Origin of the sequence: Pseudomonas sp. 22085, from assembly GCF_052045815.1 — a bacterium.
GTDB lineage: Bacteria > Pseudomonadota > Gammaproteobacteria > Pseudomonadales > Pseudomonadaceae > Aquipseudomonas > Aquipseudomonas glycinae.
Map to the genome: position 1 here is coordinate 71,340 of NZ_JBQEQA010000007.1, position 26,234 is coordinate 97,573.

25 protein-coding genes and 1 other RNA gene are annotated in these 26,234 nt (G+C 60.9%); 11 read left to right on the forward strand and 15 right to left on the reverse strand.

Going from position 1 to position 26,234, the window contains the following annotated elements:
• The first annotated feature begins 8 nt into the window (after window positions 1-8).
• Window positions 9-2,234: a polyphosphate kinase 1 gene (ppk1, locus tag ACTJK7_RS10315; RefSeq protein ID WP_011336493.1), complete on the forward strand. Its 2,226-nt coding sequence runs from the start codon at window positions 9-11 to the stop codon at window positions 2,232-2,234.
• 66 nt (window positions 2,235-2,300) lie between these two features.
• Here the strand turns inward: ppk1 and ppx are convergent, their stop codons facing one another.
• The 5 genes from ppx to ACTJK7_RS10340 all read right to left on the reverse strand — a co-directional run bounded on the left by ppx (window position 2,301) and on the right by ACTJK7_RS10340 (window position 6,909).
• Window positions 2,301-3,803 (reverse strand): exopolyphosphatase, encoded by a 1,503-nt coding sequence (gene ppx, locus ACTJK7_RS10320; RefSeq protein WP_064379928.1) that lies wholly within the window; start codon window positions 3,801-3,803, stop codon window positions 2,301-2,303.
• Window positions 3,804-4,050: 247 nt separating this feature from the next.
• Window positions 4,051-4,788 carry an amino acid ABC transporter ATP-binding protein gene (locus ACTJK7_RS10325; RefSeq protein WP_011336491.1) on the reverse strand — a complete coding sequence of 246 codons (738 nt, stop codon included), beginning with the start codon at window positions 4,786-4,788 and terminating at the stop codon, window positions 4,051-4,053.
• On the reverse strand, window positions 4,775-5,425 hold the full coding sequence (locus ACTJK7_RS10330) for an amino acid ABC transporter permease (RefSeq protein ID WP_011336490.1): 651 nt from the start codon (window positions 5,423-5,425) through the stop codon (window positions 4,775-4,777). The genes ACTJK7_RS10325 and ACTJK7_RS10330 overlap by 14 nt, the downstream gene beginning before the upstream one ends.
• Window positions 5,422-6,102 (reverse strand): amino acid ABC transporter permease, encoded by a 681-nt coding sequence (locus ACTJK7_RS10335; RefSeq protein WP_039765327.1) that lies wholly within the window; start codon window positions 6,100-6,102, stop codon window positions 5,422-5,424. The genes ACTJK7_RS10330 and ACTJK7_RS10335 overlap by 4 nt, the downstream gene beginning before the upstream one ends.
• Window positions 6,103-6,123: 21 nt before the next feature.
• Window positions 6,124-6,909, reverse strand: coding sequence for a transporter substrate-binding domain-containing protein (locus ACTJK7_RS10340; protein ID WP_064379930.1), 786 nt, complete (start codon window positions 6,907-6,909; stop codon window positions 6,124-6,126).
• A gap of 255 nt (window positions 6,910-7,164) precedes the next feature.
• On the opposite strand from ACTJK7_RS10340, the gene ACTJK7_RS10345 reads away from it, so the two are divergent.
• The 7 genes from ACTJK7_RS10345 to ACTJK7_RS10375 all read left to right on the forward strand — a co-directional run bounded on the left by ACTJK7_RS10345 (window position 7,165) and on the right by ACTJK7_RS10375 (window position 15,304).
• Window positions 7,165-7,872 (forward strand): FadR/GntR family transcriptional regulator, encoded by a 708-nt coding sequence (locus tag ACTJK7_RS10345; RefSeq protein WP_108563527.1) that lies wholly within the window; start codon window positions 7,165-7,167, stop codon window positions 7,870-7,872.
• Between the two features lie 120 nt (window positions 7,873-7,992).
• Window positions 7,993-8,322: a thioredoxin TrxA gene (gene trxA, locus ACTJK7_RS10350; protein ID WP_064379931.1), complete on the forward strand. Its 330-nt coding sequence runs from the start codon at window positions 7,993-7,995 to the stop codon at window positions 8,320-8,322.
• 250 nt (window positions 8,323-8,572) lie between these two features.
• Entirely contained in the window at window positions 8,573-9,832 is a 1,260-nt protein-coding gene (rho, locus tag ACTJK7_RS10355) for a transcription termination factor Rho (protein WP_011336486.1), read from the forward strand.
• Between the two features lie 135 nt (window positions 9,833-9,967).
• Window positions 9,968-11,923 (forward strand): acyltransferase family protein, encoded by a 1,956-nt coding sequence (locus ACTJK7_RS10360; protein ID WP_064379933.1) that lies wholly within the window; start codon window positions 9,968-9,970, stop codon window positions 11,921-11,923.
• A gap of 80 nt (window positions 11,924-12,003) precedes the next feature.
• The gene (ubiD, locus tag ACTJK7_RS10365) at window positions 12,004-13,470 is read left to right on the forward strand and encodes a 4-hydroxy-3-polyprenylbenzoate decarboxylase (RefSeq protein ID WP_064379935.1); all 1,467 of its coding nucleotides are present in this window, start codon (window positions 12,004-12,006) and stop codon (window positions 13,468-13,470) included.
• Window positions 13,470-14,438 carry a CDP-6-deoxy-delta-3,4-glucoseen reductase gene (locus tag ACTJK7_RS10370; RefSeq protein WP_064379936.1) on the forward strand — a complete coding sequence of 323 codons (969 nt, stop codon included), beginning with the start codon at window positions 13,470-13,472 and terminating at the stop codon, window positions 14,436-14,438. Before ubiD ends, ACTJK7_RS10370 begins: the two co-directional genes overlap by 1 nt.
• A gap of 197 nt (window positions 14,439-14,635) precedes the next feature.
• Window positions 14,636-15,304, forward strand: coding sequence for a gamma-glutamylcyclotransferase (locus ACTJK7_RS10375; RefSeq protein WP_039765337.1), 669 nt, complete (start codon window positions 14,636-14,638; stop codon window positions 15,302-15,304).
• Here the strand turns inward: ACTJK7_RS10375 and glpT are convergent.
• Window positions 15,280-16,629 (reverse strand): glycerol-3-phosphate transporter, encoded by a 1,350-nt coding sequence (glpT, locus tag ACTJK7_RS10380; RefSeq protein WP_007951819.1) that lies wholly within the window; start codon window positions 16,627-16,629, stop codon window positions 15,280-15,282. The genes ACTJK7_RS10375 and glpT overlap by 25 nt on opposite strands.
• A 225-nt stretch (window positions 16,630-16,854) precedes the next feature.
• Between glpT and ACTJK7_RS10385 the strand changes: the two genes are divergently transcribed.
• Window positions 16,855-17,484, forward strand: a complete 630-nt coding sequence (locus ACTJK7_RS10385; protein WP_323150887.1) for a flagellar basal body-associated protein FliL — start codon at window positions 16,855-16,857, stop codon at window positions 17,482-17,484.
• A gap of 14 nt (window positions 17,485-17,498) precedes the next feature.
• Here ACTJK7_RS10385 and ACTJK7_RS10390 read toward each other — a convergent pair whose 3' ends face one another.
• Window positions 17,499-18,476: an NADPH:quinone oxidoreductase family protein gene (locus ACTJK7_RS10390; protein ID WP_108563524.1), complete on the reverse strand. Its 978-nt coding sequence runs from the start codon at window positions 18,474-18,476 to the stop codon at window positions 17,499-17,501.
• Between the two features lie 150 nt (window positions 18,477-18,626).
• On the opposite strand from ACTJK7_RS10390, the gene ACTJK7_RS10395 reads away from it, so the two are divergent.
• The gene (locus ACTJK7_RS10395) at window positions 18,627-19,034 is read left to right on the forward strand and encodes a flagellar basal body-associated protein FliL (protein ID WP_007951814.1); all 408 of its coding nucleotides are present in this window, start codon (window positions 18,627-18,629) and stop codon (window positions 19,032-19,034) included.
• 16 nt (window positions 19,035-19,050) lie between these two features.
• On the opposite strand, the gene ACTJK7_RS10400 is transcribed toward ACTJK7_RS10395, so the two are convergent.
• From ACTJK7_RS10400 to ACTJK7_RS10415, 4 genes are all read right to left on the reverse strand, one after another.
• Window positions 19,051-20,169 (reverse strand): ABC transporter permease, encoded by a 1,119-nt coding sequence (locus ACTJK7_RS10400; RefSeq protein WP_064379942.1) that lies wholly within the window; start codon window positions 20,167-20,169, stop codon window positions 19,051-19,053.
• On the reverse strand, window positions 20,169-22,889 hold the full coding sequence (gene rbbA / locus ACTJK7_RS10405; protein ID WP_323150886.1) for a ribosome-associated ATPase/putative transporter RbbA: 2,721 nt from the start codon (window positions 22,887-22,889) through the stop codon (window positions 20,169-20,171). The genes ACTJK7_RS10400 and rbbA overlap by 1 nt, the downstream gene beginning before the upstream one ends.
• Window positions 22,886-23,851: an HlyD family secretion protein gene (locus ACTJK7_RS10410; RefSeq protein WP_323150885.1), complete on the reverse strand. Its 966-nt coding sequence runs from the start codon at window positions 23,849-23,851 to the stop codon at window positions 22,886-22,888. Before ACTJK7_RS10410 ends, rbbA begins: the two co-directional genes overlap by 4 nt.
• 123 nt (window positions 23,852-23,974) lie before the next feature.
• Window positions 23,975-24,424 (reverse strand): EVE domain-containing protein, encoded by a 450-nt coding sequence (locus tag ACTJK7_RS10415; protein WP_440779458.1) that lies wholly within the window; start codon window positions 24,422-24,424, stop codon window positions 23,975-23,977.
• Window positions 24,425-24,621: 197 nt separating this feature from the next.
• Here ACTJK7_RS10415 and ACTJK7_RS10420 point away from each other — a divergent pair, with 197 nt between their 5' ends.
• A complete protein-coding gene (locus ACTJK7_RS10420; RefSeq protein WP_007911192.1) occupies window positions 24,622-24,777 on the forward strand; it encodes a hypothetical protein in 156 nt (51 codons plus the stop codon).
• A 35-nt stretch (window positions 24,778-24,812) separates the two neighbouring features.
• Here ACTJK7_RS10420 and ACTJK7_RS10425 read toward each other — a convergent pair whose 3' ends face one another.
• The 4 genes from ACTJK7_RS10425 to ACTJK7_RS10440 all read right to left on the reverse strand — a co-directional run bounded on the left by ACTJK7_RS10425 (window position 24,813) and on the right by ACTJK7_RS10440 (window position 26,231).
• The gene (locus tag ACTJK7_RS10425) at window positions 24,813-25,418 is read right to left on the reverse strand and encodes a 5-formyltetrahydrofolate cyclo-ligase (protein WP_108563521.1); all 606 of its coding nucleotides are present in this window, start codon (window positions 25,416-25,418) and stop codon (window positions 24,813-24,815) included.
• 80 nt (window positions 25,419-25,498) lie between these two features.
• Window positions 25,499-25,677: non-coding RNA, 6S RNA (ssrS, locus tag ACTJK7_RS10430), on the reverse strand.
• A gap of 30 nt (window positions 25,678-25,707) precedes the next feature.
• Entirely contained in the window at window positions 25,708-26,025 is a 318-nt protein-coding gene (locus ACTJK7_RS10435; RefSeq protein WP_007951811.1) for a cell division protein ZapA, read from the reverse strand.
• A complete protein-coding gene (locus tag ACTJK7_RS10440; protein ID WP_064379955.1) occupies window positions 26,022-26,231 on the reverse strand; it encodes a TIGR02449 family protein in 210 nt (69 codons plus the stop codon). Before ACTJK7_RS10440 ends, ACTJK7_RS10435 begins: the two co-directional genes overlap by 4 nt.
• Window positions 26,232-26,234 lie beyond the last annotated feature (3 nt).

Sequence of the window (26,234 nt, forward strand, 5' to 3'; positions counted from 1 at the left end):
AACATTCGATGAATACCGAAGGACTCACTGAAGTTGCCGTAAAAGACGCTCAACCCGTGGTCGAGCAGATTACCGAAACCCCGCCGGAACTCGAGCCTGCGCCACCCGCGCAGGCGGCAGAGCCCGTCGTGGCGGTTCCGGCGATCGCGATTCCCGGTCTGGATGACAGCAGCCTGTACATCCACCGGGAATTGTCGCAACTGCAGTTCAACATCCGCGTGCTGGAACAGGCGCTGGACGAGTCCTACCCGTTGCTGGAGCGGCTGAAGTTCCTGCTGATCTTCTCCAGCAACCTCGACGAATTCTTTGAAATCCGCGTCGCCGGCCTCAAGAAGCAAATCACCTTCGCCCGTGAACAGGCCGGCGCCGATGGCCTGCAACCGCACCAGGCCCTGGCCCGCATCAGCGAGCTGGTGCACGGTCATGTCGACCGCCAGTACGCGATCCTCAACGACATCCTGCTCCCAGAGCTGGAAAAGCATCAGGTGCGCTTCATCCGTCGTCGTCACTGGACGACCAAGATCAAAACCTGGGTGCGTCGCTACTTCCGCGACGAAATCGCGCCGATCATCACCCCGATCGGTCTCGACCCGACGCACCCGTTCCCGTTGCTGGTGAACAAAAGCCTGAACTTCATCGTCGAGCTCGAAGGTATCGATGCCTTCGGTCGCGACTCCGGTCTGGCGATCATCCCGGCGCCGCGTCTGTTGCCGCGGATCATCAAGGTGCCGGAAGAAGTCGGCGGCCCCGGCGACAACTATGTGTTCCTGTCGTCGATGATCCACGCCCACGCCGACGATCTGTTCCAGGGCATGAAGGTCAAGGGCTGCTACCAGTTCCGCCTGACCCGGAACGCCGACCTTGCGCTCGATTCCGAAGACGTCGAAGACCTGGCGCGCGCCCTGCGTGGCGAGCTGTTCTCCCGCCGTTACGGTGATGCCGTGCGTCTGGAAGTCGCCGACACCTGCCCGAAACACCTGTCGGACTACCTGCTCAAGCAGTTCAACCTGAGCGAGACCGAGCTGTATCAGGTCAACGGTCCGGTGAACCTGACGCGTCTGTTCAGCATCACCGGCCTGGACAGCCATCCGGAGCTGCAATACACGCCGTTCACGCCGCAGATTCCGAAACTGCTGCAAAACAGCGAAAACATTTTCAGCGTGATCAGCAAGCAGGACATCCTGCTGCTGCACCCGTTCGAGTCGTTCACCCCGGTGGTCGATCTGCTGCGCCAGGCCGCCAAGGATCCGCATGTTCTGGCCGTGCGCCAGACCCTGTACCGTTCCGGCGCCAACTCGGAAATCGTCGATGCGCTGGTGGACGCCGCGCGTAACGGCAAGGAAGTGACGGCGGTCATCGAGCTGCGTGCGCGCTTCGACGAAGAATCCAACCTGCAACTGGCCAGCCGTCTGCAAGCGGCCGGTGCGGTGGTGATCTACGGCGTGGTCGGCTTCAAGACCCACGCCAAGATGATGCTGATCCTGCGCCGCGAGCAGGGCGAGATCGTGCGTTACGCGCACCTCGGCACTGGTAACTACCACGCCGGCAACGCCCGCCTGTACACCGACTACAGCCTGCTGACTTCCGACGACGCCTTGTGCGAAGACGTCGGTAAACTGTTCAGCCAATTGATCGGCATGGGCAAGACGCTGCGCATGAAGAAGCTGCTGCATGCGCCGTTCACCCTGAAGAAGGGCATGCTCGACATGATTACCCGCGAGACGCAATTTGCGCTCGACGGCAAGCCGGCGCACATCATCGCCAAGTTCAACTCGCTGACCGATCCGAAGATCATCCGCGCGCTGTACAAGGCCAGCCAGTCCGGCGTGCGCATCGACCTGGTGGTGCGCGGCATGTGCTGCCTGCGTCCGGGCATCGCCGGGGTTTCGCACAACATTCACGTGCGCTCGATCATTGGTCGCTTCCTTGAACACACCCGGGTGTTCTACTTCCTCAACGGTGGCGAGGAGCAGATGTTCCTGTCCAGCGCCGACTGGATGGAGCGCAACCTCGACAAGCGCGTCGAGACTTGCTTCCCGGTGGAAGGCAAGAAGCTGCTGACCCGGGTCAAGAAAGAACTGGAGCTGTACCTGACCGACAACACCCACAGCTGGAGCCTGCAATCGGACGGCCGCTACATCCGCAACACGCCAACCGGCAACCAGAACCCGCGCAGTGCCCAGGCGACGTTGCTGGAGCGGTTGGGCAGCCCGATTCTACCGGTCAGCAGCTGACCGCAGGTTTCATAGCCATAAAAAAGGCGATCCATCCGGATCGCCTTTTTTGTGCCTGCCCGTTACTCAATGCACGGTCAGAACAATCCCCACCCGCGTCAGCCATTCGGCCTCAAGCCCGAAATCCGCCTGGGTCAGCTGATTTTCATCCAGCCAGTTCTCAGGGAATTCCACGTCGAGGTGGTTGCCGTTGGCATGCAGCGTCACTTGCGGCATCGCCTGGGTGCCACGGATGTGGTGGAACAGGATGGCGAAGCGCAGCAGCACGCATAGGCGGATCAGTTTGTCGCCGTCGTCGCCGAACTCGGCGAACTTGTCCTTGGGGATATTGCGGCGGTGGCCGCGCACCAGCAGGGCAAGCATTTGCTGATCTTCGCGGGAGAACCCGGCGAGGTCCGAGTGCTCAATGAGGTAAGCGCCGTGCTTGTGGTAGTGATAGTGAGCGATGTCGAGCCCGACTTCGTGGACTTTCGCCGCCCAGCCCAGCAGTTCGCGCCAGATGCCGTCTTCCAGTTCCCAGTCCTCTGCCACTTGATCAAAAGCATGCAGGGCTTTGCGCTCGACGCGCGCGGCCTGTTCCAGGTCGACGTGGTAGCGCTCCATCAGCGAGGTCAGGGTGCGTTCGCGCACGTCTTCGTGGTGATGGCGGCCGAGCAGGTCATACAGCACGCCTTCACGCAGCGCGCCCTCGCAGTGATCCATGCGTTGCAGTTCTAGGGCGTCGAAGATCGCTTCGAGAATCGCCAGGCCCGCCGGGAAGATCGCCCGACGATCCGGCTTGATGCCTTCGAAATCGATCTTGTCGACATCGCCGAGCTTGAACAGGCGGCGCTTGAGCCACGCCAGACCTTCGGCATTCACTTCGCCGGTGCCGTGACCGCCGGCCTTGAGCGCCAGGCCGATGGCGCGGATGGTCCCCGAGGAGCCGATGGCTTCATCCCAGGTCAGGCGATGCAGGGCGTGTTCGATGCTCATGATTTCCAGCCGCGCCGCCGTGTAGGCCTGGGCGTAGCGGGCCGGGGTGATCTTGCCGTCCTTGAAATAGCGCTGGGTGAAACTCACGCAGCCCATTTGCAGGCTTTCGCGCAGCAGCGGTTCGAAACGCTGGCCGATGATGAATTCGGTACTGCCGCCGCCGATGTCGGCGACCAGGCGTTTGCCCGGGGTGTCGGCGAGGGTGTGGGACACGCCGAGGTAGATCAGGCGGGCCTCTTCACGGCCGGAGATGACTTCCACCGGATGGCCGAGGATTTCTTCGGCACGGCGGATGAATTCGCCACGGTTGCGCGCCTCGCGCAGGGCGTTGGTGCCGACGATCCGCACGGCGCCCAGCGGCATGCCGTTGATCAGTTGGGCAAAGCGCTTGAGGCAGTCGAGGCCGCGCTGCATGGATTCTTCGTTGAGCTGGCGCTCATCGTCGATGCCGGCGGCCAGCTGAACTTTTTCTCCGAGCCGTTCGAGAATACGGATTTCGCCGTTCTGGGCCTTGGCCACGACCATATGGAAGCTGTTGGAGCCCAGGTCGATCGCGGCGATCAGGGACAGATTCTTGGCTTGGGATTGCGGCATGGTCAGGGGGTCTCGGTCGATAACCCCGACATCGTGCCACGATCAAACGCTGCCGCCAACGCGCATGGTTCAAACCCTTGATCCTGCGCATAAAAGCCAGGGACCGTTGCGCACTCAACGACGCTGATCGTTCCCACGCTCTGCGTGGGAATGCCTCAACGGACGCTCTGCGTCCGCTTTTGGGACGCGGAGCGTCCCGCGCTGCGTTCCCACGCAGAGCGTGGGAACGATCGGGTAGCAGGCTGTTTCAGGCAGTCGCTTCCACGGTGCCAATGAAATTCGCCAGTTCCGGCGTCTGCGGATCGGCAAACAGCACTTTCGGATCGCCCACCTCGTGCACCTTGCCCTGATGCATGAACACCAGTTTGTCCCCGACCTCCCGGGCGAAGCGCATTTCGTGGGTGACCATGATCAGCGTCATGCCTTCCTTCGCGAGCTGGCGGACCACGCTGAGCACTTCGTTGACCAGCTCCGGATCCAGCGCCGAGGTGATCTCGTCGCACAGCAGCACCTTCGGCGACATCGCCAGCGCCCGGGCAATCGCCACGCGCTGTTGCTGACCGCCGGAGAGACGCTCAGGGAAGGCATCGAACTTCTCACCCAGACCCACACGTTCCAGCATCCGCCGCGCGAGTTCCTGCGCTTTGGCCTTGGGCACTTTCTGTACCACTTGCGGCGCGAGCATCACGTTTTCGCCCACCGTCAGGTGCGGGAACAGGTTGAACTGTTGGAACACCATCCCGACCTTTTGCCGCAGGCTGCGCAGGTCGGCGCGGGCGGCGTCCAGGTATTCGCCGTCGACTTCGATCACGCCGTCGTTGATCGATTCCAGACCGTTGAGGGTGCGCAGCAGAGTGGATTTGCCCGAGCCGCTGCGGCCGATGATCGCCACCACCTGGCCTTCCTCGACGCTCAGGTCGATGCCTTTGAGCACGTGGTGATCGCCGTAGTATTTATGCAGGGCGGAAATTCTAAGCAGAGGCATGCAGTCTCCTTTCCAGGTAGCGCGCACTGAGGGACAGGGGGTAGCAGAGCAGGAAGTAGCCCAGGGCGACGAGGCCGTAGACCATGAACGGTTCGAAAGTGGCGTTGGCGAGCATGCCGCCGGTCTTGGTCAGTTCGGTGAAGCCGATGATCGAGGTCACCGCGGTCCCCTTGACCACTTGCACCGAGAAACCCACGGTTGGCGCTACGGCGATGCGCAGCGCCTGCGGCAGGATCACGTAGCGCAGTTGCTCCAGCGGATTCAGCGCCAGGCTCGACGAAGCTTCCCACTGACCGTGGGGAATCGCCTCGACGCAGCCGCGCCAGATCTCCGCCAGATAAGCACTGGTGAACAGCGTCAGGGCAATCGCCGCCGCCATCCACGGCGAAATCTCCACCCCGGCCAGCGCCACGCCGAAAAACACCAGAAACAGCTGCATCAACAGCGGTGTGCCCTGAAACAGTTCGATCCAGGTGCGGGCGATGCTGCTGGGCAGCGGGTTCTTCGAGATGCGCATGATCAGGATCAGCAACCCGACGATCCCGCCGCCGATGAACGCCACCAGCGACAGCGCCAGCGTCCATTGCAGGCCGGTGAGCAGGTTGCGCAGGATGTCCCAGAACGTGAAGTCGCTCATTGGCTGCTCCTTGCGCTGCTTTTCGAGAGGTAGCGCCGCCCGAGCCAGTTCAGCAACTGCCGGATCAGCAGCGCCATGCACAGATAAATGAGGGTGGTCAGGGCGTAGGTTTCAAAGGCGCGGAAGTTGCGCGACTGAATGAAGTTGGCGGCGAAGCTCAACTCCTCGGTGGCGATCTGCGAACACACCGCCGAACCGAGCATGACGATGATGATCTGGCTGCTCAGCGCCGGCCACACTTTGCCCAGTGCCGGCAGCAGCACCACGTGGCGGAACGCTTCGAAGCGGCTCATCGCCAACGCCGCCGCTGCTTCCAGCTGCCCGCGCGGAATCGCCTGGATGCCGGCGCGGATGATCTCGGTCGAGTACGCACCGAGGTTGATCACCATCGCCAGTACCGCTGCCTGCCACTCGGAAATCTGCACGCCAAGGGACGGCAGGCCGAAGAAAATGAAGAACAGCTGCACGAGGAACGGCGTGTTGCGGATCAATTCCACATACACACCGAAGATCGCCGAGAACGGGCGGATGTTCCACGCCCGTACCAGCGCCCCGACGATGCCCACGCCAACCCCGAACAGCGCGCCGATGGCCGTCAGCTCAAGGGTGAACAACGCCCCGCGCAGCAGCAGGTCGGTGTTTTCCACCACCGGCAAGAAATCGAACTGATAGGCCATGAAAGTCTCCCGCGTCGCCGATCAGAGGTCGGCCGGCAGCGGCTCTTTGAGCCAGGTCTGCGCATTTTTTTCCAGTGCGCCGTCAGCCTTGGCGGTGGTCAGGATCTCGTTGACCTTGCCCAGCAGCGCCGGCTCGTTCTTGTTCACGCCGACGTAGACTGGCGAATCCTTGAGCTTCACTTTCAGCGCCGGTACGCGTTTGGGGTTCTTTTCGCTGATCGCGACCATCACCACGTTGCCGCTGGCGATCAGGTCGACCTGGCCTGCGAGGTAGGCGGCGATGGTCGAGTTGTTGTCTTCGAAGCGCTTGATGGTCACGCCTTCGGGGGCGACCTTGGTCAGCTCGATGTCTTCGATGGCGCCCCGGGTGACGCTGATGGTCTTGCCCTTGAGGTCGTCGAGGGTGCTGACGGCCGCGTCCGGCGGGCCGAACACAGCGAGATAGAACGGCGCATAGGCGCGGGAGAAATCGATGACCTTCTCGCGCTCGGGGTTCTTGCCGAGGCTGGAAATCACCAGATCGACCTTGCCGGTGGTCAGGAACGGAATGCGGTTGGTGCTGTTGACCGGGGTCAGTTCGAGTTTGACCTTGAGCTGGTCGGCCAGCAGTTTCGCGGTGTCGATATCGAGGCCGCGCGGTTTCATGTCCGGGCCGACCGAGCCGAACGGCGGGAAGTCCTGGGGCACCGCGACTTTCAAGGTGCCGCGCTTGACCACGTCATCCAGACCGTCGGCATGGGCGGGGGCCTGGCTCAGCATCAGACCGGCAAACAGGGCGGCGAGGAGGGCGCTGTAACGCTTCGTCATGGACAATCTCCGGATCGGCGGGAAGTGAATTCTGCGATCGGACAGAGCACGGGCCGTGCCAAAACGCCGATTTCGCTACGCAAAGCCACGGGTTTAGCGGGTTTGTTCGGTCTTACTGGCCTGAACAGTCAGGTCGGGTTTCGCACTGCGATAGCGCATCGGCTTGCGCCGCCGAACCCCGCTGGGGCACGACTTGCCTGATGCCTCGAATAGCATTACAACTGGCCGCACCTTGGCCTGTCCGTCTGGAAAACCATGAACTCGATCTCCCGCGCCGTACCCGAAGTGGCGCTGCAAGCGATCCGCAAACTGATTACCGAGCAGGGCTTCGGCCCCGGCGATGCGTTGCCTTCTCAGCGGGATCTGGCGGTTCAGCTGGGCGTCAGCCGCGCGTCGTTGCGTGAGGCGTTGTCGTCCTTGAGTGCGCTGGGTGTGGTCAGCATTCAGCCGGGTAAAGGTGTGTTCGTGCAGGCGCCGGTCGAGTTGCCTCGTGGCGAGGGTGCACCGGCCTGGCCGTTTGCAGCCCAGGCTTCGCCGCTGGAAATCTTTCAGTTGCGCTACGCGCTGGAAGGGTTCGCGGCCGGGCTGGCGGCGGTGACGCTGAGCACGTTTGATCTGGACGAACTGGAAGACAACGTCGCGGCCATGCGCGAGCAGCTGCGCGCCTGTGACTTCGAGGCAGCGGCGAAACTGGATTTCGAATTCCACCGGCGGATCCTGCTGGCCAGCGGCAATCAGGCGATGCTGAGCATCCTCACCGCCAGCGCCGACATCTTTCTGGAAAGCCAGAAACTACCGTTCATCCGCGCCGAGCGGGCCATGGAAACCTGGCAAGAGCATCGCAAGATCCTTCGCGCACTGGCCCGTCGGGCGTCAGCCGCTGCACAGAAAGCCATGCAGGAGCACGTGCGCAACGCGGCCCTGCGCACCGGAATATCCTTCATCGCCCCCGCCAGCGCGTGACTTGAGCTATACCCAAACTCATCGAGTGCCATAGCAAGACTCAATCATCTGCGGCTTCCTGAACAAGGGAAGGGCGGCTATGATGGGCCACGTTTTTTTGCTTACAACCTGGAGAATTCCATGAGCAGCGATCTGATCAAACACGTTAGCGACGCTAGCTTCGAAGCCGACGTACTCAAGGCCGAAGGCGCTGTCCTGGTCGACTACTGGGCTGAATGGTGCGGCCCTTGCAAAATGATCGCTCCGGTTCTGGACGAGATTGCAGAGACTTACAAAGGCAAGCTGACCGTCGCCAAGCTGAACATCGACGAAAACCAGGAAACCCCTGCCAAGCACGGCGTACGTGGTATTCCGACCCTGATGCTGTTCAAGAACGGCAACGTGGAAGCGACCAAGGTCGGCGCTCTGTCGAAGTCGCAACTGGCTGCTTTCCTCGACGCCAACCTCTAAGCGTCGCGGTAAGGATTGTCCTGAAAAAGCCCCGCAAATTGCGGGGCTTTTTGCGTATTCAGGGCTAGACGCTCCGAAACTCAGGTGGTACATTCGGCCCCGCACTGGTTTCTCCACTGCCCCCTGCTAGCCGTCGCCGACGCACTCCTTTTCGAATAAGTAAGCGATCCTGTCGCCTTCTCCGCGGCGCGGCCTCATTAAGCCAAAAGCTTAATTTCCCCCCCTCCATAAATGATTACGTCATTCCTATATGAATCTGACTGAACTCAAGCAAAAGCCGATTACCGAACTGCTCGAATTGGCCGAACAGATGGGCATAGAAAATATGGCCCGTTCGCGCAAGCAGGACGTGATTTTCTCCCTGCTGAAAAAGCACGCTAAAAGCGGTGAGGAAATCTCCGGTGATGGCGTGCTGGAGATTCTCCAGGACGGCTTCGGCTTCCTGCGCTCCGCTGACGCTTCTTACCTCGCCGGTCCTGACGACATCTATGTCTCGCCGAGCCAGATCCGCCGTTTCAACTTGCGCACCGGTGACACCATCGTTGGCAAGATCCGTCCTCCGAAGGAAGGCGAGCGTTACTTCGCCCTGCTCAAGGTCGACACGATCAACTTCGATCGTCCTGAGAACGCGAAGAACAAGATTCTCTTCGAGAACCTGACCCCGCTGTTCCCGACCGTGCGCATGAAGATGGAAGCCGGCAACGGTTCCACCGAAGACCTGACCGGTCGTGTGATCGACCTGTGCGCCCCGATCGGCAAAGGCCAGCGCGGTCTGATCGTTGCACCGCCGAAAGCCGGTAAAACGATCATGCTGCAGAACATTGCAGCGAACATCGCCCGTAACAATCCTGAAGTTCACCTGATCGTGCTGTTGATCGACGAGCGTCCGGAAGAAGTGACCGAAATGCAGCGCACCGTGCGCGGCGAAGTGGTTGCCTCGACCTTCGACGAGCCGCCGACCCGTCACGTGCAAGTGGCTGAAATGGTGATCGAGAAGGCCAAGCGCCTGGTCGAACACAAAAAGGACGTGGTGATCCTGCTCGACTCCATTACCCGTCTGGCCCGTGCCTACAACACCGTGATCCCGAGCTCCGGCAAGGTGCTGACCGGTGGTGTCGATGCCCACGCCCTGGAGAAACCGAAGCGTTTCTTCGGCGCCGCGCGCAACATCGAAGAAGGCGGCTCGCTGACCATCATCGCCACTGCGCTGGTTGAAACCGGCTCGAAGATGGATGAAGTGATCTACGAAGAGTTCAAGGGCACCGGCAACATGGAGCTGCCACTGGACCGTCGTATCGCCGAGAAGCGTGTGTTCCCGGCCATCAACATCAACAAGTCCGGTACTCGTCGCGAAGAGCTGTTGACTGCCGACGATGAGCTGCAGCGTATGTGGATCCTGCGCAAACTGCTGCACCCGATGGACGAAGTGGCGGCCATCGAGTTCCTGGTCGACAAGCTGAAGACGACCAAGACCAACGACGAGTTCTTCCTGTCGATGAAGCGCAAGTAATACTCTGTTGTTTGAAAAAAGCGCCCCATAAGGGCGCTTTTTTTTCGCGTCGGATTATTTGTATCTGGATTGAAATGCACGTGGCTGATAACTTTCGCGCTTTCCAAGGACTCTGTATCCAGAACGAGAAAGGTCATGCACACGTTTGGCAGTCGCCGTGATATCGACGGATTACGAGCTCTGGCGGTTATTCCCGTCGTACTGTTTCATTTTGGATTCAGTACATTCAGTGGCGGCTTTGTCGGGGTTGACGTTTTTTTCGTCATTTCCGGCTTCCTGATCACAACGATTCTATTCCGCGAAATCAGCGCTCAACGCTTCAGCTTCATTGATTTCTGGGCACGCCGTGCCCGCCGCATCATTCCTGCCCTGAGCGTGGTCATGCTGGTGACGCTGGCACTGGGCTGGTTGCTGCTGACGGCCAAGGACTTCGCCGAACTCGGGCGAACAGTGCGCTATCAGTCGCTGTTCATCTCCAACATTCTGTTCATGCGCGAGGACGGCTATTTCCAGCCAGCCTCGGATCTGAAGCCGCTGCTGCATACCTGGTCGCTGGCGGTGGAAGAGCAGTACTACATCTTCTTTCCGCTGTTGATGGCGGTGCTGATCCGCTATTTCCGCCATTGGCGCTGGATGCTGTTCGCCGTGTTGCTGGTGTCGTTCGGCTTGAACATCGCCAACATCGAACACAAGCCGGAATTCACCTTCTTCTCGCTGCCTACCCGGGCCTGGGAGTTGCTCTGCGGTGCGATGCTCGCGGTAATTCCGGCGCCGAAGCAGGCGGTGCGTCCGTGGTTGTATCAGGCCGTGGGGCTGGCCGGCCTGGCGGCAGTGCTGGTCGCGGTGTTCACTTTTGACAAATCCACCGTGTTTCCGGGCTGGGCAGCGTTGTTGCCGGTGCTGGGGACGACGGCGCTGATCTGGTCGGGCGCGCAAGGTGCGAGCCTCACCGGGCGGCTCTTGAGTCTGCGGCCGTTGGTCTGGGTCGGCTTGCTTTCGTATTCGCTCTATCTTTGGCATTGGCCGGTGTTTGTCTACGCCAACGCGATTTCCATCGATGGCATTCAGCCTGTTGAAGCAATCGGCTGGATAGCCTTGGCGCTGGGCCTGGCCTGGCTGAGTCTGCGCTATATCGAGCTGCCGTTTCGCGAAAAACGCTTGCTCGCCTCGCGTAATGCAGTGCTGGCAGGCAGTCTGGCCGCCATCGTTGCACTCGTGGCGACGGGGTCGGCGATCCGTTCCGCCGACGGTGTCCCTCAGCGTCTGACCGGTAAAGCGCTGGAGTATGCACAGTCCCGTGAGTGGCGTGCAGGGCAGATGAAATGCATGCTGGTGACTCAGGATAAAGAGCTGGACAAGGCCTGTCTGGTGGGTGGCAACGAGGATGTTCCGGCCACTCAATTGTTCTGGGGCGACAGCCACGCCGCCGCCTTGCTGCCGGCCATCGAGAATAATGCCCGTCGCGAGGGGCGTCCGGTTTGGCTGTACAGCATGAGCGCGTGCCCGCCGATTCTCAGCGACGACCCGCGTCAGCGCTGCAAGGATTTCAACGAACAGACCATGGAACGTGTGCGCAGCCTCGGCATCAAGGATGTGGTGCTGGCGTCCAACTGGAGCCTTTACGTGTATGGCCGCGAAGACGGCGATAAGAAGGTGCTGCTCAATTCGCAAGACGATACCGTCCAGGCCGAGCAACGCATGGCCGCAGCGCTGAAAGCGCGGGTTGCCGCATTGAGGGCGACGGGGGCGCAAGTCTGGCTGTTCAAGGAGGTGCCGCTGCAACGCAAAGGCGCCATCAACCGCTTGACCAGCCTGGCGCGGATCGGAAGGTCCGCCGAAGGGCTGGGTCGTCCGCTTGAGGAACATCTGGCGCGCCAGCATTTCCTCAGCCGCCTGTTCGAATCCATGAGCGCCGCTGATCCGGGTGTGCACGTGATCGATCCAACACCGCTGATGTGCAGCAATGGCGTCTGCAGCATCGAGGTCAACGGCCATTCGCAGTACAAGGATGAGGATCATCTTTCGGACGCGGGGAGCTCCCGGCTGAGCCCGCTGTTTGCGCCTCTGCTGCTGGGGACGAGCCACAATTGAGCGAGGCCTGATGTTGACGGGCTGCTGTTTGCCCGTCAGAGCAGGTAGGATGTACGCCTATTTTGAGGGTGCCATCGTCAATGAAATTCAAGGATCTTCGGGATTTCGTGCAGCAGCTTGAGCAGCGCGGAGAGTTGAAACGCATCCAGATTCCCGTCTCGCCGGTGCTGGAAATGACCGAGGTGTGCGACCGCACGCTGCGGGCCAAGGGCCCGGCGCTGCTGTTCGAAAAACCGACCGGCTACGACATTCCGGTGCTCGGCAACCTGTTCGGCACTCCTGAGCGGGTGGCCATGGGCATGGGCGCCGAGTCGGTCAGCGAACTGCGCGAAATCGGCAAGCTGCTGGCGTTCCTCAAGGAACCGGAACCGCCGAAGGGCTTGAAGGACGCGTGGTCGAAACTGCCGATCTTCCGCAAGATCATCGCGATGGCGCCGAAAGTCATCAAAGACGCACCGTGCCAGGAAGTGGTCATCGAAGGCGACGACGTCGATCTGGCGATGCTGCCGGTGCAGACTTGCTGGCCGGGCGACGTGGCGCCGCTGATCACCTGGGGCCTGACCGTCACCAAAGGCCCGAACAAGGATCGACAGAACCTCGGCATCTACCGTCAGCAAGTGATCGGCCGCAACAAGGTCATCATGCGCTGGCTCAGCCATCGTGGCGGCGCTCTGGATTTCCGTGAGTGGTGCGAGAAGCATCCGGGCCAGCCGTTCCCGGTGTCCGTGGCCCTTGGCGCGGATCCTGCGACCATTCTTGGCGCGGTGACGCCGGTGCCGGACAGCCTCTCCGAATATGCCTTCGCCGGTCTGCTGCGGGACAGTCGCACCGAGTTGGTGAAGTGCCGAGGCAACGACCTGCAAGTGCCGGCGACTGCCGAAATCATCCTCGAAGGCGTGATTCATCCGGGCGAGATGGCCGATGAAGGCCCGTACGGCGACCATACCGGTTACTACAACGAAGTCGACAGCTTCCCGGTGTTCACCGTCGAACGCATCACCCACCGGATCAAGCCGATCTACCACAGCACCTACACCGGCCGTCCGCCGGATGAGCCGGCGATTCTTGGCGTGGCCTTGAACGAAGTGTTCGTGCCGATCCTGCAGAAGCAATTCCCGGAGATCACCGACTTCTACCTGCCGCCGGAAGGCTGCTCGTACCGCATGGCCGTGGTGACGATGAAGAAGTCGTATCCGGGCCACGCCAAGCGCGTGATGCTGGGTGTCTGGTCGTTTTTGCGACAGTTCATGTACACAAAGTTCGTTATCGTCACCGACGACGATATCAACGCGCGGGACTGGAACGACGTGATCTGGGCCATCACCACGCGCATGGACCCCAAGCGCGACACGGTGATGATTGACAACACGCCGATCGACTACCTCGACTTCGCCTCGCCGGTGTCGGGGCTTGGCTCGAAGATGGGCCTGGACGCCACCCACAAGTGGCCGGGCGAAACCACTCGCGAGTGGGGCCGCGTCATCGTCAAGGATGACGCCGTCACCCAACGGATCGATGCCATCTGGAATCAGTTAGGAATAGATTGATGCGTGTAACCCTGCAGCCCTCCGGAGCGGTGCTCGAGATACAGCCCGGAGAGCGGATTCTCGATGGTGCACGGCGCCTGGGCTACGAATGCCCGCAAAGCTGCCGCAATGGTAACTGCCATGTGTGTGCGGCGCTGCTGGTGGAAGGTCGGGTCGAACAGGCCGGCAAGGTGCACGACCACGGCGAGTTCTACACTTGCATAGCGGAGCCGCTGGAAGACTGCATCGTGCTGTGGGATGGCGTGCTCGCGCTGGGAGAACTGCCGGTGCGCAGCGTGTCGTGTCAGGTCATCGAATGCCGGGACGTCGGTGGCGATACCTTTCGTGTGCGCCTGCGGGCACCGGCCGGCAAGCCGCCGCGCTATCACGCCGGTCAGTATTTGATGATCGAGCGCGAGAACGGCGAGAAATCGGCGTTCTCCATGGCTTCGGCGCCTCACGGCGGGCGCGATCTGGAAATCCATGTGCTGGCGCGCGAATCCAGTGCGCTGAGCCTGATCGATCAGCTCAGGCGCAACCCGATGGTGCGGGTCGAACTGCCGTTCGGCGATACCCACCTGGCGGAACTGCCGGACGGGCCGCTGGTGCTGATCGCCGCTGGTACTGGCATGGGCCAGATCCACAGCCTGATCGAGCATTGCCGGGCCACGGGCTTCAAACACCCGGTGCATCTGTATTGGGGCGTGCGTCGTCCGGAAGATTTTTATGAAATCGAGCATTGGGACGAATGGCTGAAGTTGCCCAATCTTTTCCTGCACAAGGTCGTCAGTGATCAGTGCGGCTGGGAAGGGCGCTGCGGCATGCTGCACGAAGCGGTATGTGAGGATTTCCCTGATCTGAAATCGCTGCACGTCTATGCCAGTGGCTCTCCGGCCATGGTCTACGGCACGCTGGATGCGCTGGTCGAAGCCGGGATGGATGCCCATCAGATGCGTGCGGATGTGTTTGCTTACGCACCCCGCTCCTGACTTCGTTATAACTCTCCATATAGCCGATCGGTATTTATGTAATTACATAAATGCCGGTAGGTTATATATCCATCAGGCAATCAATTAAGCACTGTGCCATGGCACTCAAATTGCCTTAAAACATATGTGCCTTATTGTTACAGCGGTGCGTTCTATTAAGTAATTCTTCACCCGCGGGGAGCTGAACGCTATTCGCCATGAGCGCCATTGAAAACGCTTTTCTGAACCTGGCTTACCCTCCGCGGCTCGATCTTGGGCCGCAGCTGACGCACGAACAACTTCTCGCTTCCATGCAATCGACCATGGCACGCCACAAGGGCGGGCCGGTGTGGCTGTTCGCCTACGGTTCGCTGATCTGGCGGCCGGAATGCACAGCCGTCGAGCGGGTGCGCGGGCGCGTGCATGGCTACCATCGTGGCTTGTACCTGTGGTCTCACGAGCATCGCGGCACGCCGGAAATGCCGGGTCTGGTCTTTGGTCTGGATCGTGGCGGTTCGTGCAGCGGCTTCGCCTACCGGTTGCCGGAAGACAATCTGGACAGCGCGCTGTATGCATTATGGAAGCGCGAGATGCCGTTCCCGTCCTATCGGCCACACTGGCTCAACTGCCGACTCGAAGATGGCAGCCAGGTTCAGGCCTTGGGATTCGTATTGGAGCGACACCTGCCCAGCTATGCCGGTAACTTGCCGGATCATGTGCTGAGCCAGGTGTTCGAAAGCGCTTGCGGGCGTTACGGCACCACTCGCGATTATGTCGAGCAGACCGCCCACGCCCTGCGCAGCCACGCCATGCCAGACCGGAATCTGGAGGCGCGGCTCAAGCGCTGTAAGTCAAAGGCCGATCAGGCGACTGCTTCGCGGCTCTGACTGGCGACTTGCTTGTGCCACAGAGTCGGGGCCAGGAAGGCCATCGACAGCAGGCAAGCGCCCACCAGTAGCACGAAACCGCCATCCCAGCCGAAGTGGTCCACGGTGTAGCCCATCGCTGCACTGGCCGCGACCGAACCACCCAGATACCCGAACAGACCGGTGAAGCCTGCGGCAGTGCCGGCGGCTTTCTTCGGCGCCAGTTCCAGCGCCTGCAGGCCGATCAGCATCACCGGGCCGTAGATCAGGAAGCCGATGGAGAACAGCGCGATCATGTCGACGGTCGGGTTGCCGGCCGGGTTCAGCCAGTACACCAGCGTCGCCACGGTCACCAGTGCCATGAACACCATGCCGGTCAGGCCACGGTTGCCACGGAAGATCTTGTCCGACATCCAGCCGCACAGCAGCGTGCCCGGAATCCCCGCCCACTCGTAGAAGAAATAGGCCCACGAGGTTTTATCCACGGTGAAACCCTTGGCTTCCTTCAGGTAGGTCGGCGCCCAGTCCAGCACGCCGTAGCGCAACAGGTAAACGAAGACGTTGGCCATGGCGATGTACCAGAGCATTTTGTTGCGCAGCACGTATTTGACGAAGATTTCCTTGGCGCTGAATTCGTCTTCGTGGCTGGCGTCGTAGCCTTCCGGGTAGTCGTTCTTGTACTTCTCGATCGGCGGCAGGCCGACCGATTGCGGGGTGTCGCGCATGGTGACGAAAGCGAATACCGCTACTGCCAGGGCGACGGCAGCCGGGACGTAGAACGCTGCGTGCCAGTCGTTGAACAGGCCCATGCCGATCAGGAACAGCGGGCCGATCAGACCGCCACCGACGTTATGCGCCACGTTCCACACCGACACCACGCCGCCACGTTCCTTCTGCGACCACCAGTGCACCATCGTGCGTCCGCTCGGCGGCCAGCCCATGCCCTGGGCCCAACCGTTGATGAACAGCAGGATGAACATCATGGTCACGCTGGAGGTTGCCCAAGGCGCGAAACCGAAAATGAACATCACCCCGGCCGATACCAGCAGGCCGAACGGCAGGAAGTAACGCGGGTTGGAGCGGTCGGATACCAGGCCCATGAGGAACTTGGAAAGGCCGTACGCGATGGCGATGGCCGACATTGCCAGGCCCAGATCGCCACGGCTGTAGCCTTCGTCGATCAGGTACGGCATGGCCAGCGAGAAGTTCTTGCGCAGCAGGTAGTAACCCGCGTAGCCAAAGAAGATGCCGGCGAAGATCTGCCAACGCAGGCGTCGGTAGGTGCTGTCGATTTTTTCTTCAGGCAATGGAGCCTGATGTGCGGCAGGACGAAAGAAAGCAAACATTCAAGAGCTCCAGATTTCTTGTTTTGACTGCGGATGCGAATGTTACAGTTTCGTTACCGAAAATAGCACCGCTTCCCATCGGCAAAACAGTGGAAAATGTTGGAAGTCGCACGTTCTTTTACGAACCTGTCGCTCTGCTGTAAGAACAGGGCGTTTTCACTACTTGTGAATGTGGACTGGCTTAGACTCGCGATCCGTCGACCGATTGATCAGCAGAGATGAATGATGGCTTTGAAGGTTCGCATGCTCATGCGCCGATTATTGGCGGCGGCGGTTATCACTGTTGCGGTGCTGGGATTGATTTACGCCGATCACCCGGCCCAGTCCGGTTTGCGCAATGCCACGGTGCTGATCATCCGCCATGCGGAAAAGCCGACTGAGGGATCGGTGCTCAATGCCCGGGGCGAAGAACGGGCCCGCGCCTATGCCGACTACTTCAATCCATTGAAGCTCGATGGCCAGACGCTGATCCCGGAGCGGCTGATCGCCGCCGGCGACAGTCCCGAGAGCTCGCGCTCACGTTTGACCCTGACGCCGCTGGCCGAGCGTCTGAATCTGTCTATCGAGCAGCCTTATATCAACGGCGAGGTGCATGAACTGGTCAAGCTGTTGCGCAAGAGCAATCAGGCGCCGACGGTGCTGATCGCCTGGCACCACGGGCACATCAACAAACTGCTGAAAGCCTTCGGCGGCGACGCAACAGCGCTGATGGGGCAGCGAAAATGGCCGGATGATGTCTTCGACTGGCTGATCGTTCTGCGCTTCGACGACGAGGGTCGGCTGATTCCGTCTCGCAGCCTTAAGGTTCAGGAGCATCTGTTGCCGGGCGACACTGCACAGTCGCCCGGCAGTTGAGGCGAGCCGCGCCTTCAGCGCACCTGCACCACAACCTTACCCACTGCCTTGCGCTGTCCCAGGTCATTGATCGCCTGCGCCGCCTCGCCCAGCGGATAGACCTGCGACACCAGCGGCTTCAGCTTGCCCTCGGCAAACCAGCCGAACAATTGCTGGAAGTTCGCCGCGTTGTCCTGCGGCTGGCGTTGGGCGAAGGAGCCCCAGAACACGCCGAGTACCGCCGCGCCCTTGAGCAGAGCGAGGTTGACCGGCAGTTCGGGAATGCGTCCGCTGGCGAAACCGACTACCAGCAGGCGGCCGTTCCAGGCGATGGCGCGGATGGCCTGGTCGAACAGGTCGCCACCGACCGGGTCGTAGATCACGTCGGCGCCCTGGCCGTCGGTCAGACGCTTGATCTCGTCCTTGAGGCTGGTTTCGCTGTAGTTGATCAGTTCGTCGGCACCGGCAGCCTTGGCCACGGCAAGTTTTTCCGCGCTGCTGGCGGCGGCAATCACCCGGGCGCCCATGGCTTTGCCGATTTCCACGGCGGCCAGGCCAACACCACCGGAAGCGCCAAGCACCAACAGGGTTTCGCCCGGTTGCAGGTTGCCGCGCTGCTTGAGGGCGTGCATCGACGTGCCGTAGGTCATGCTGAACGCGGCGGCGGTGTTGAAATCCATCGAGGGCGGGATCGGCAGCACGTTATAGCCCGGCACTGCGACCTGCTCGGCGAAGCTGCCCCAGCCGGTCAGGGCCATGACCCGGTCGCCGACTTTCAGGTGACTGACCTTTTCACCCACTTCGCTGACCACGCCGGCGGCCTCGCCACCGGGCGAGAACGGGAAGGGCGGCTTGAACTGGTATTTGCCCTCGATGATCAGCGTGTCCGGGAAGTTGACCCCGGCGGCGTGCACGTCCAGCAGGATTTCATTCTTCTTGGCGACAGGACTGGCGACGTCTTCCAGCACCAGCGATTCGGCAGGGCCGAAGGCTTTGCACAGCACGGCTTTCATCAGGGCTATTCCTTTGGGAGTGATGGCCGATAAGTGTAGGTGTGGCAGTCAACGGGTCAACGAGCATGCCCGGCCCTGATAGTCCGCCATAAGCTTGTGCTTGCGCGGCGGGTCGTTATGCTAGGCCGCAAACCGGATAAGGAGCGAATTGTGAAAGCGTGGATCATGTTGTTGCTGGCCCTGTCTCTGCCTGTGGCAGCGCTGGCCGAAGAAGCCAAAGAGGGCGAGGCGCCGAAGGTCAACTACATCACCCTGAGCCCGCCGTTCGTGGGCAACTACGGGCTCGATGGCACCCCGAAGCTCAAGGTCTACAAGGCCGACGTGGCACTGCGGGTGACCGGCGAAGAGGCGACCAAACTGGTCAAGGCCAACGAGCCGCTGATCCGCAATCAGCTGGTGGCGCTGTTCACTCAGCAGACCACCGATGCGATGGGCAGCATCGAGGGCAAGGAAAAACTGCGTCAGGAAGCCTTGAAGCAGACCCAGCAGGTGATGAATGACGAGACCGGCAAGCCGGTGGTCGAGGATCTGTTGTTCAACAACCTGATCATTCAGTAAACATCGTCGCGGTTGTTCACGACGCCAGGCTCTTGCGAAACCGTGCCAGGGCGATGAAAAAGAACAGTAAACCGATCACGACCAGCGCCAGCAAATCAGGCCACACTACGCTCAGCCCGGCGTCGCGAAACAGGATCGCGGTGCCGAGGCTGACGAAGTGGGTGGACGGTGACCCTTGCATGACCCATTGCAACCACTGCGGCATGCTGTCCAGCGGTGTGCTGCCGCCCGACAACAGCAGCATCGGGATAATCACCGGGATGGCCAGCAGGCCGAACTGCGGTGTCGAACGCGCCAGCGTTGCCAGGAAGATACCCAGCGCGGTGCTGGCGAACAGATAAACGGCCGTGACCAGCAAAAACAGGCTCAATGAGCCGGATAAAGGTACGCCCAACGCACCTTTGACAATCACTTCCAGTGACAGCCAGGTGCATAGCACCACCACCAGCAGATTGCTCCAGACTTTCGCCAGCATGATTTCCAGTGCGGTCAGCGGCAGCACCAGCAAATGATCCAGGGTGCCGTGTTCGCGCTCGCGCAGGAGCGCGGTGCCGGTCAGAATGATCGCCAGAATGGTGATGTTGTTGACGATCTGAATCACGGCCAGAAACCAGCCGCCCTCAAGATTGGTATTGAACAGGGCTCGAGTCGTCAGTTGTACCGCAGACCCGGTCTGCACATCACCCTGGCCTGAATATGCCAATAATTCACGCTGAAATATTCGGCTGATGTAGCCGGCGCCCATGAACGCCTGGCTCATGGCGGTGGCGTCGACGTTGACTTGCAGGGCTGGCTGGCGACCCGCGAGCAGGTCGGTCTGAAAACCGGCGGGGATATTGATGACGAACGTGTATCGGCCGCTGTCCATGACTTCATCCAGTTGCTCGTAGGGCAGCGTTACCGGCGTCTGGAATTCCGGAGGCTGCAGCGCCTCAGCCAATTGGCGCGAAAGGGCGCTGTGATCCTCGTCGACAATCGCCACGCTGGCGTTATGCACGCCGATCACTGAACCGGCGGCTGGCATATAGATGGCCACGGTGAAGGCGTAGAACAGGAACAGCAGTAACACGCTGTCATGGCGCAGGCTCGTCAGTTCCTTGAGACCCAATCGCAGGATGTGTACGAGTTTGTGCATCAGGCCTCCTGCTTCTTCAGCATGATCAGGCTCAAGCCGGTGAACCCGATAAAAAAGCCGCCCAGCGCCAGACATTGTGGCCAGAGTTGACGCAGGTCCAGAGCTTTGGTGAACGTTCCTACGGCGATGTCGAGGAAGTGACCGGCCGGAAACAGCAAGCCCATCACGGCGGCGGCTCCTTCCAGCGAAGAACGCGGCACGATCAGACCCGAGAACTGGATGGTCGGCAGGCTGGTGATGATCATGGTGCCGAGGATCGCCGCGATCTGCGTTCGGGTGAACGCTGAAATCAGCAGGCCCATGCTGGTAGTGGCCAGTACATACAGCAGCCCGCCGAACGCAAGGGTCGGCAGGCTGCCCTTGAAGGGCACGCCGAACAGCCAGCGATTCATCGCCACGAGCACGGCGAGGTTGACCAGGCTGACCAGCAGATAGGGTAGTTGTTTGCCCAGCAGAAATTCGAGGCGGGTCAGGGGCGTGGCGTAGAAATTGGTGATCGAGCCCAGCTCTTTCTCGCGCACGATGCCGAGCGCAGTCAGCATCGCCGGAATGAAAGCCAGAATCAGCGCCATCACGCCGGGGCCGATGGCATTGACGCTGACCACATCCTGGTTATAGCGAAAGCGGGTCTGCAGCGTGGCCGGGGCTGACAGGGTCAATGCCGGGCTGCTTTGTTCGGCAAGTTGCTCAAGATTGGCCAGATGGACGGCCTCGACGTAGTTGCGACTGGTCTCGGCGCGAAAGGGCATGCCGCCATCCAGCCATGCCGCGACTTCCGGCCGATGTCCGGCGTACAGGTCGCGGCCGAATCCGGGCGGGATCTCCAGCGCCAGTTTGATTTCCGAGCGTTGCAGCCGGCGGTGCAGAGCCTGTGCATCTTCGATGGGCGGCTGTTCGGCGAAATAGCGGGAGCCGCGGAAGGCCTCCAGATAGGCGCGGCTTTGTGGCGTTTGATCCTGGTCATAAACGGCGAAGGCCAGGTTCTCTACATCCAGGGAAATCCCGAAGCCAAAAATCACCATCATGAAAATGGCACCCAGCAGTGCAAACGCCATGCGCACTTTGTCGCGGATCAGTTCTTTGCCTTCGCGGCGAGCCACTGCCGTCAGACGACCGAAACTGAAAACCTGCTCCCTGACGGAGCTGGCCGGCGCCTTCGGGGCCGGTGACGGCGCGGGAGGCGGAGCGGTTTCGGCACTACCCTGAGCCTGTTCAAGGCAGGTCACGAACGCCGCCTCCAGGGACTTGCCGCCAAACTGTTGTTGCAGTGCCGTCGGCGTGTCACAGGCCAGCACTTTGCCCGCGTGCATCAGGGAGATGCGGTCGCAACGCTGAGCTTCGTTCATGAAATGGGTGGAAAGGAAAATGGTCACGCCTTGATCACGGGACAGTTCGATCAACAGACGCCAGAAATCGTCTCGCGCCGCGGGATCAACTCCAGAGGTCGGCTCATCCAGAATCAGCACTTCCGGGCTGTGCAAGACCGCGACCGCCAGTGACAGGCGCTGGCGTATTCCCAGAGGCAAGGCCCCGGACGATTGATTGGCGACACCGTGCAGATCGAAGCGTTGAATCAGCGCGTCGATGCGCTGGGCGCTCTCGGTTTTCGGCAAATCGAACAGGCGTGCGTGCAGTTCAAGGTTCTGCCGCACGCTGAGTTCGCCATACAGCGAAAAGCTCTGAGACATGAATCCGACCCGTTTGCGCGTGGCCAGATCCTTCGCATCCACCGGATTGCCCAGCAGCGTTGCGCTACCTTCGCTGGCGGGCATCAGTCCGGTCAGGACTTTCATTGTGGTGGTCTTGCCGCAGCCATTGGAGCCAAGGAAACCGAAAATCTCGCCTCGCCCGATCGCGAAGCTGACGTGGTCCACAGCCGTAAAGTTGCCGAAACGCAACGTCAGGTCGTGAGCTTCGATGGCAATGTCGGTGCTGCCGGTGTAAGGCGGGATGTGCAGCGGTTGAGTGGCGTGACGGCTTTCGCCCTGAAAATGAGTGAAGGCGTCATCAAGCTTGCCGCTGGGCGTGACAGCAGCCAGTTCGCGGCTCAGACCGGTGGCGATCATCCGGCCGCCGTCGAGCATCAGGCAATGCTCGAATTGTTCAGCTTCCTCCATGTAGGCCGTGGCGACCAGCAGGGTCAGCTGCGGTCGTTGGCGCCGAACATCGTCGACCAATTCCCAGAACTTGCGGCGCGAGAGCGGATCGACGCCGGTGGTCGGCTCGTCGAGGATCAACAGATCCGGTTCGTGAATCAGCGCGCAACACAGTCCGAGTTTCTGTTTCATGCCACCGGAGAGTTTGCCGGCCGGTCGATCGGCGAACCTCAGCAGATCAGTGGCGAGCAACAGGTTGTGCAGGCGCTGCGCGCTTTCGTCGGCAGAGAGGCCGAACAAGGTGGCGAAAAATTGCACGTTCTCGCGGATCGACAGTTCCGGGTACAGGTTGCCGCCCAATCCCTGCGGCATGAAAGCGATACGCGCGTACAGCGTGTTGCGGTGGCTGCGATCCTGGATCGGACCGCCAAGCACTTCCAGTTGCCCTTGCTGGAGGGCTTTCACGCCCGCAATCAGCCCCAACAGACTGGATTTGCCCGCTCCGTCAGGGCCAATCAAGCCGCAGCGGGTACCGGCCGGCAGGCTGAACGCGATGCCATCCAGGGCTTGCCGCTCGCCATAGCGGTGAGTGATGGCGTTCGCGTGAACCGCGACGCTGTTCATTGCAGATGGGCCGGCCAGTCGATCGGCGCGGTGCGCACATAGCCCGTGCCGGGCATGCCGGGCTTGGCCTGGGGGACGTCGCCAGGTCGGGTCAGGCGCAACTTGACGCGAAAGACCAGTTTTTGCCGCTCGTCGCGGGTTTCGACCTCTTTGGGTGTGAATTGCGATTTGGCCGCCACGAAACTGACTCTCGCCGGCAATGCCTGGTCGGGCAGGGCGTCGAGCAGGATCCGCGCTTCATCGCCGACCGCCAGACGCCCGGCGACGGAGGCCGGCAAGTAAAGATTCATGTATTGGTCGCCGGGATCGATCAGCAGCAGGACTCGGCCGCCGGCACCCAGCACTTCGCCGGGTTCGGCCATGCGCAGCTGGATCAGCCCGTCGATCGGCGCGCGCAGACGGCTGTCATCGATCTCGCTGGCCAGTTGCGCAACCTGGGCCTGGGCTGCACCGATGGCCGCGCTGACTGCAGCGACCTGTGCCCGGGCAGCAGTCACAGCAGCGCTAGCGGTGCCGATCCGTGATTGCAGTTGATCGATGACCTGCGCGCTGACAAAACCATGCTTGAACAACGACTGTGAGCGGCCAAGTTCCTGCTGGGCCAGCAGTTGCTCGCTCAGGCGCAACTGTACGTTGGCCTGGGCGGCGGCGAGGTTCTCGCGGGCGCGGATAACCTCGGCTTCGGCCTGATTGCGCTGGGCCTCGAGGGTTCGGGTGTCCATTCGAGCAAGCAGTTGCCCTTTGCTGACCTTGTCGCCTTCATCGACCAAGACCTCGGCGAGACGTCCCGGAGTCTTGCTGGCGATCTGCACTTGCGTGGCCTCGAGTCGCCCGTTTGCGCTGTGAAGCCCCTCGGGAAGGCGGTTGCTCATGGACTTCCAGTAGCCGAAGCCTCCGGCCGCCATCAACAACAGGATGAGGGCGCCGGCGTATAACAGAGAGGAGCGTCGGTACGTTGACATGAGGGCATCCTGCGGCTTGGGCGTTCAGTCTGACGGGTAAAGCGATGGCATCGCTTGATGTCTGTCAAATGATCGGCGACGCAGGCAGCGCTGAGTCATGTCAGTCGCAAGGGGCAACGCCTCTCAGCGCAAACCGAGTACTGCCGCCCACTGCTCGGCCGTCACCGGCATCACCGACAGTCGCGAGCCCTTCTGCACCAGCGGCATCTCGGCCAACGCGGTCTGCTGTTTCAGATAATCCAGCTTCAAGACCCGGGTGAAAGTTTCGACGTGGGCGACATCAATCGCGCTCCAGGCGTTTTTATCCGGGGTGGCTTTCGGGTCGTAGTAATGGCTTTGCGGTTCCAGTGCGGTGGGATCCGGGTACGCGGCTTCGATTATTTTGCCGATTCCGGCAATTCCCGGCTCCGGGCAGCTGGAGTGGTAGAAAAAGAATTCGTCTCCCACCGCCATGGCCCGCAGGAAATTGCGTGCCTGATAGTTGCGAACCCCATCCCAGCGCGCTTTGCCGAGCTTCTCCAGGCCCTTGATCGAGAGCTCGTCGGGCTCGGATTTCATCAGCCAGTAGGCCATGGTGTGTGCTCCTCAAGCGGTCATTGGGCAGGTTGTCCGGCAATTTTATGACAAACCGACGGTCGGTTGACGTCAGCATTTGCGCAGAGGTTCACGTTGTCGCAAAATGCCGGCCTTTAAAGCTTGACGCTGCTGCACGGCCTACGAATGGAAACCGCTGCTGTCATCGTGATGATGTGCCTTGAGGGGGGCAATCGATGAAACGCAAACCGGATTTGCTGTGGACTTTGGTAATTTTGTTCGGTCTGGGCGTCGTGACCACCGGTTATGCGCAAAGTCTGTGGGCCAACAAGGCCGATGCACCGATTGAAGTGGCGCAACAAGTACAACAGTCGACAGCCTTCAAGCGCTGACACTGCCTTTTCGACGCCGCTGATCCGCGCGGCGTCTATCTCGCGAAATACCACGCCTTGTCTGTCACCGTTCCCTGCAACGGTACATCCCAGCTCGCTTGCGCGAGACGTTCGACTTTCTGACATTCATGGGCCAGGCCCAGCAGCGTCGGCTTGCGCCAGTTCTGTCGTCGGGCCAGATACGCCAGGCTGCGGTCGTAGAATCCGCCGCCCATACCCAGGCGTCCGCCGACATCGTCAAACCCCACCAGTGGCAACAACACCAGATCCAGCGCCCAGACCTTGCGCTGACGCGCCAGATTGGCGCGCGGTTCAAGAATGCGGAAACGGTTGGGTTTGAGTTTTTCGCCGGGGCGGATTTGCTGAAAGACCATTTTGGTCCGTGGCCAGGCACTGAGCACTGGCAGGTAGGTTTTCTTGCCCCGACGCTGGGCGGCGCGCAGCAACAGGCGCGGGTCGATTTCACCGTCGGTGGGCAGGTATAGGGAAATGTGTTTTGCCCGGCGAAAGTGCGGGTCTTGTGCCAGTTGTTTATACAGGCCTTCGGCGGCCTGGCGTTGTTCGCTTCGCGTCAGCGAGCGGCGGGCCTTGCGCAACAGGCGGCGCAGTTGGGGGCGGGGCAGCAACGCGGGTTCGGTCATGGTTCGGCTTCGGCAGGGTGGGACGAAAACGTACGCATAAAAAATCCGATGCCGGCATGCACCGGCATCGGATTCGAATCAGGCTCCCCGGATGAGCCGCTGTCGACTTAGCCCTTGAACCCGAGAGTTCAAGGTGGAGGATGCAGTAGGCTTTAAGGCTTTCCGTCTGGCGGACATGCACACCAGCCCAACGTGCAACCCCCAGGGTAGTGCAAATCGGCTCAGGGACATCGTCAACTGGCAAGCACCCCAGGGAGTGCGGCGAGTATAACTCAAGCGGCCTGGCGAATCAGCCCTTGCTGATGTCCGGATCGTCGGCCAGCACCAGATCGACACGATCGAGCAAGTCACGCACCTGTTCACGGGTCGAACCGCTGGCCTGGATGTCCGGACGCTCTTCTTTGTGCAAGAGATCGTGGGTGATGTTCAGCGCGGCCATCACGGCGATGCGGTCGGCGCCGATGACTTTGCCGCTGCTGCGGATTTCGCGCATCTTGCCGTCCAGGTAGCGGGCGGCGCTGATCAGATTGCTGCGCTCTTCCTGGGGACAGATGATCGAATACTCTTTGTCGAGGATCTGCACGGTAACGCTATTGCTTGAACTCATGAGTCTTGCTCCAGGGCCTTGAGGCGCGAAATCATCGATTCGACCTTACGCCGGGCGATTTCGTTTTTTTCAATGAGGTGCGCGCGTTCCTCGCGCCAGGTCTTTTCCTGAGCATGTAAGAGTGCATTTTGACTCTTTAGTTGCTCGACTCGGGTAATCAGCAGTTCGAGTCTGGCCATCAGCGCTTGCAGGTCGGTGTCTTCCATTGT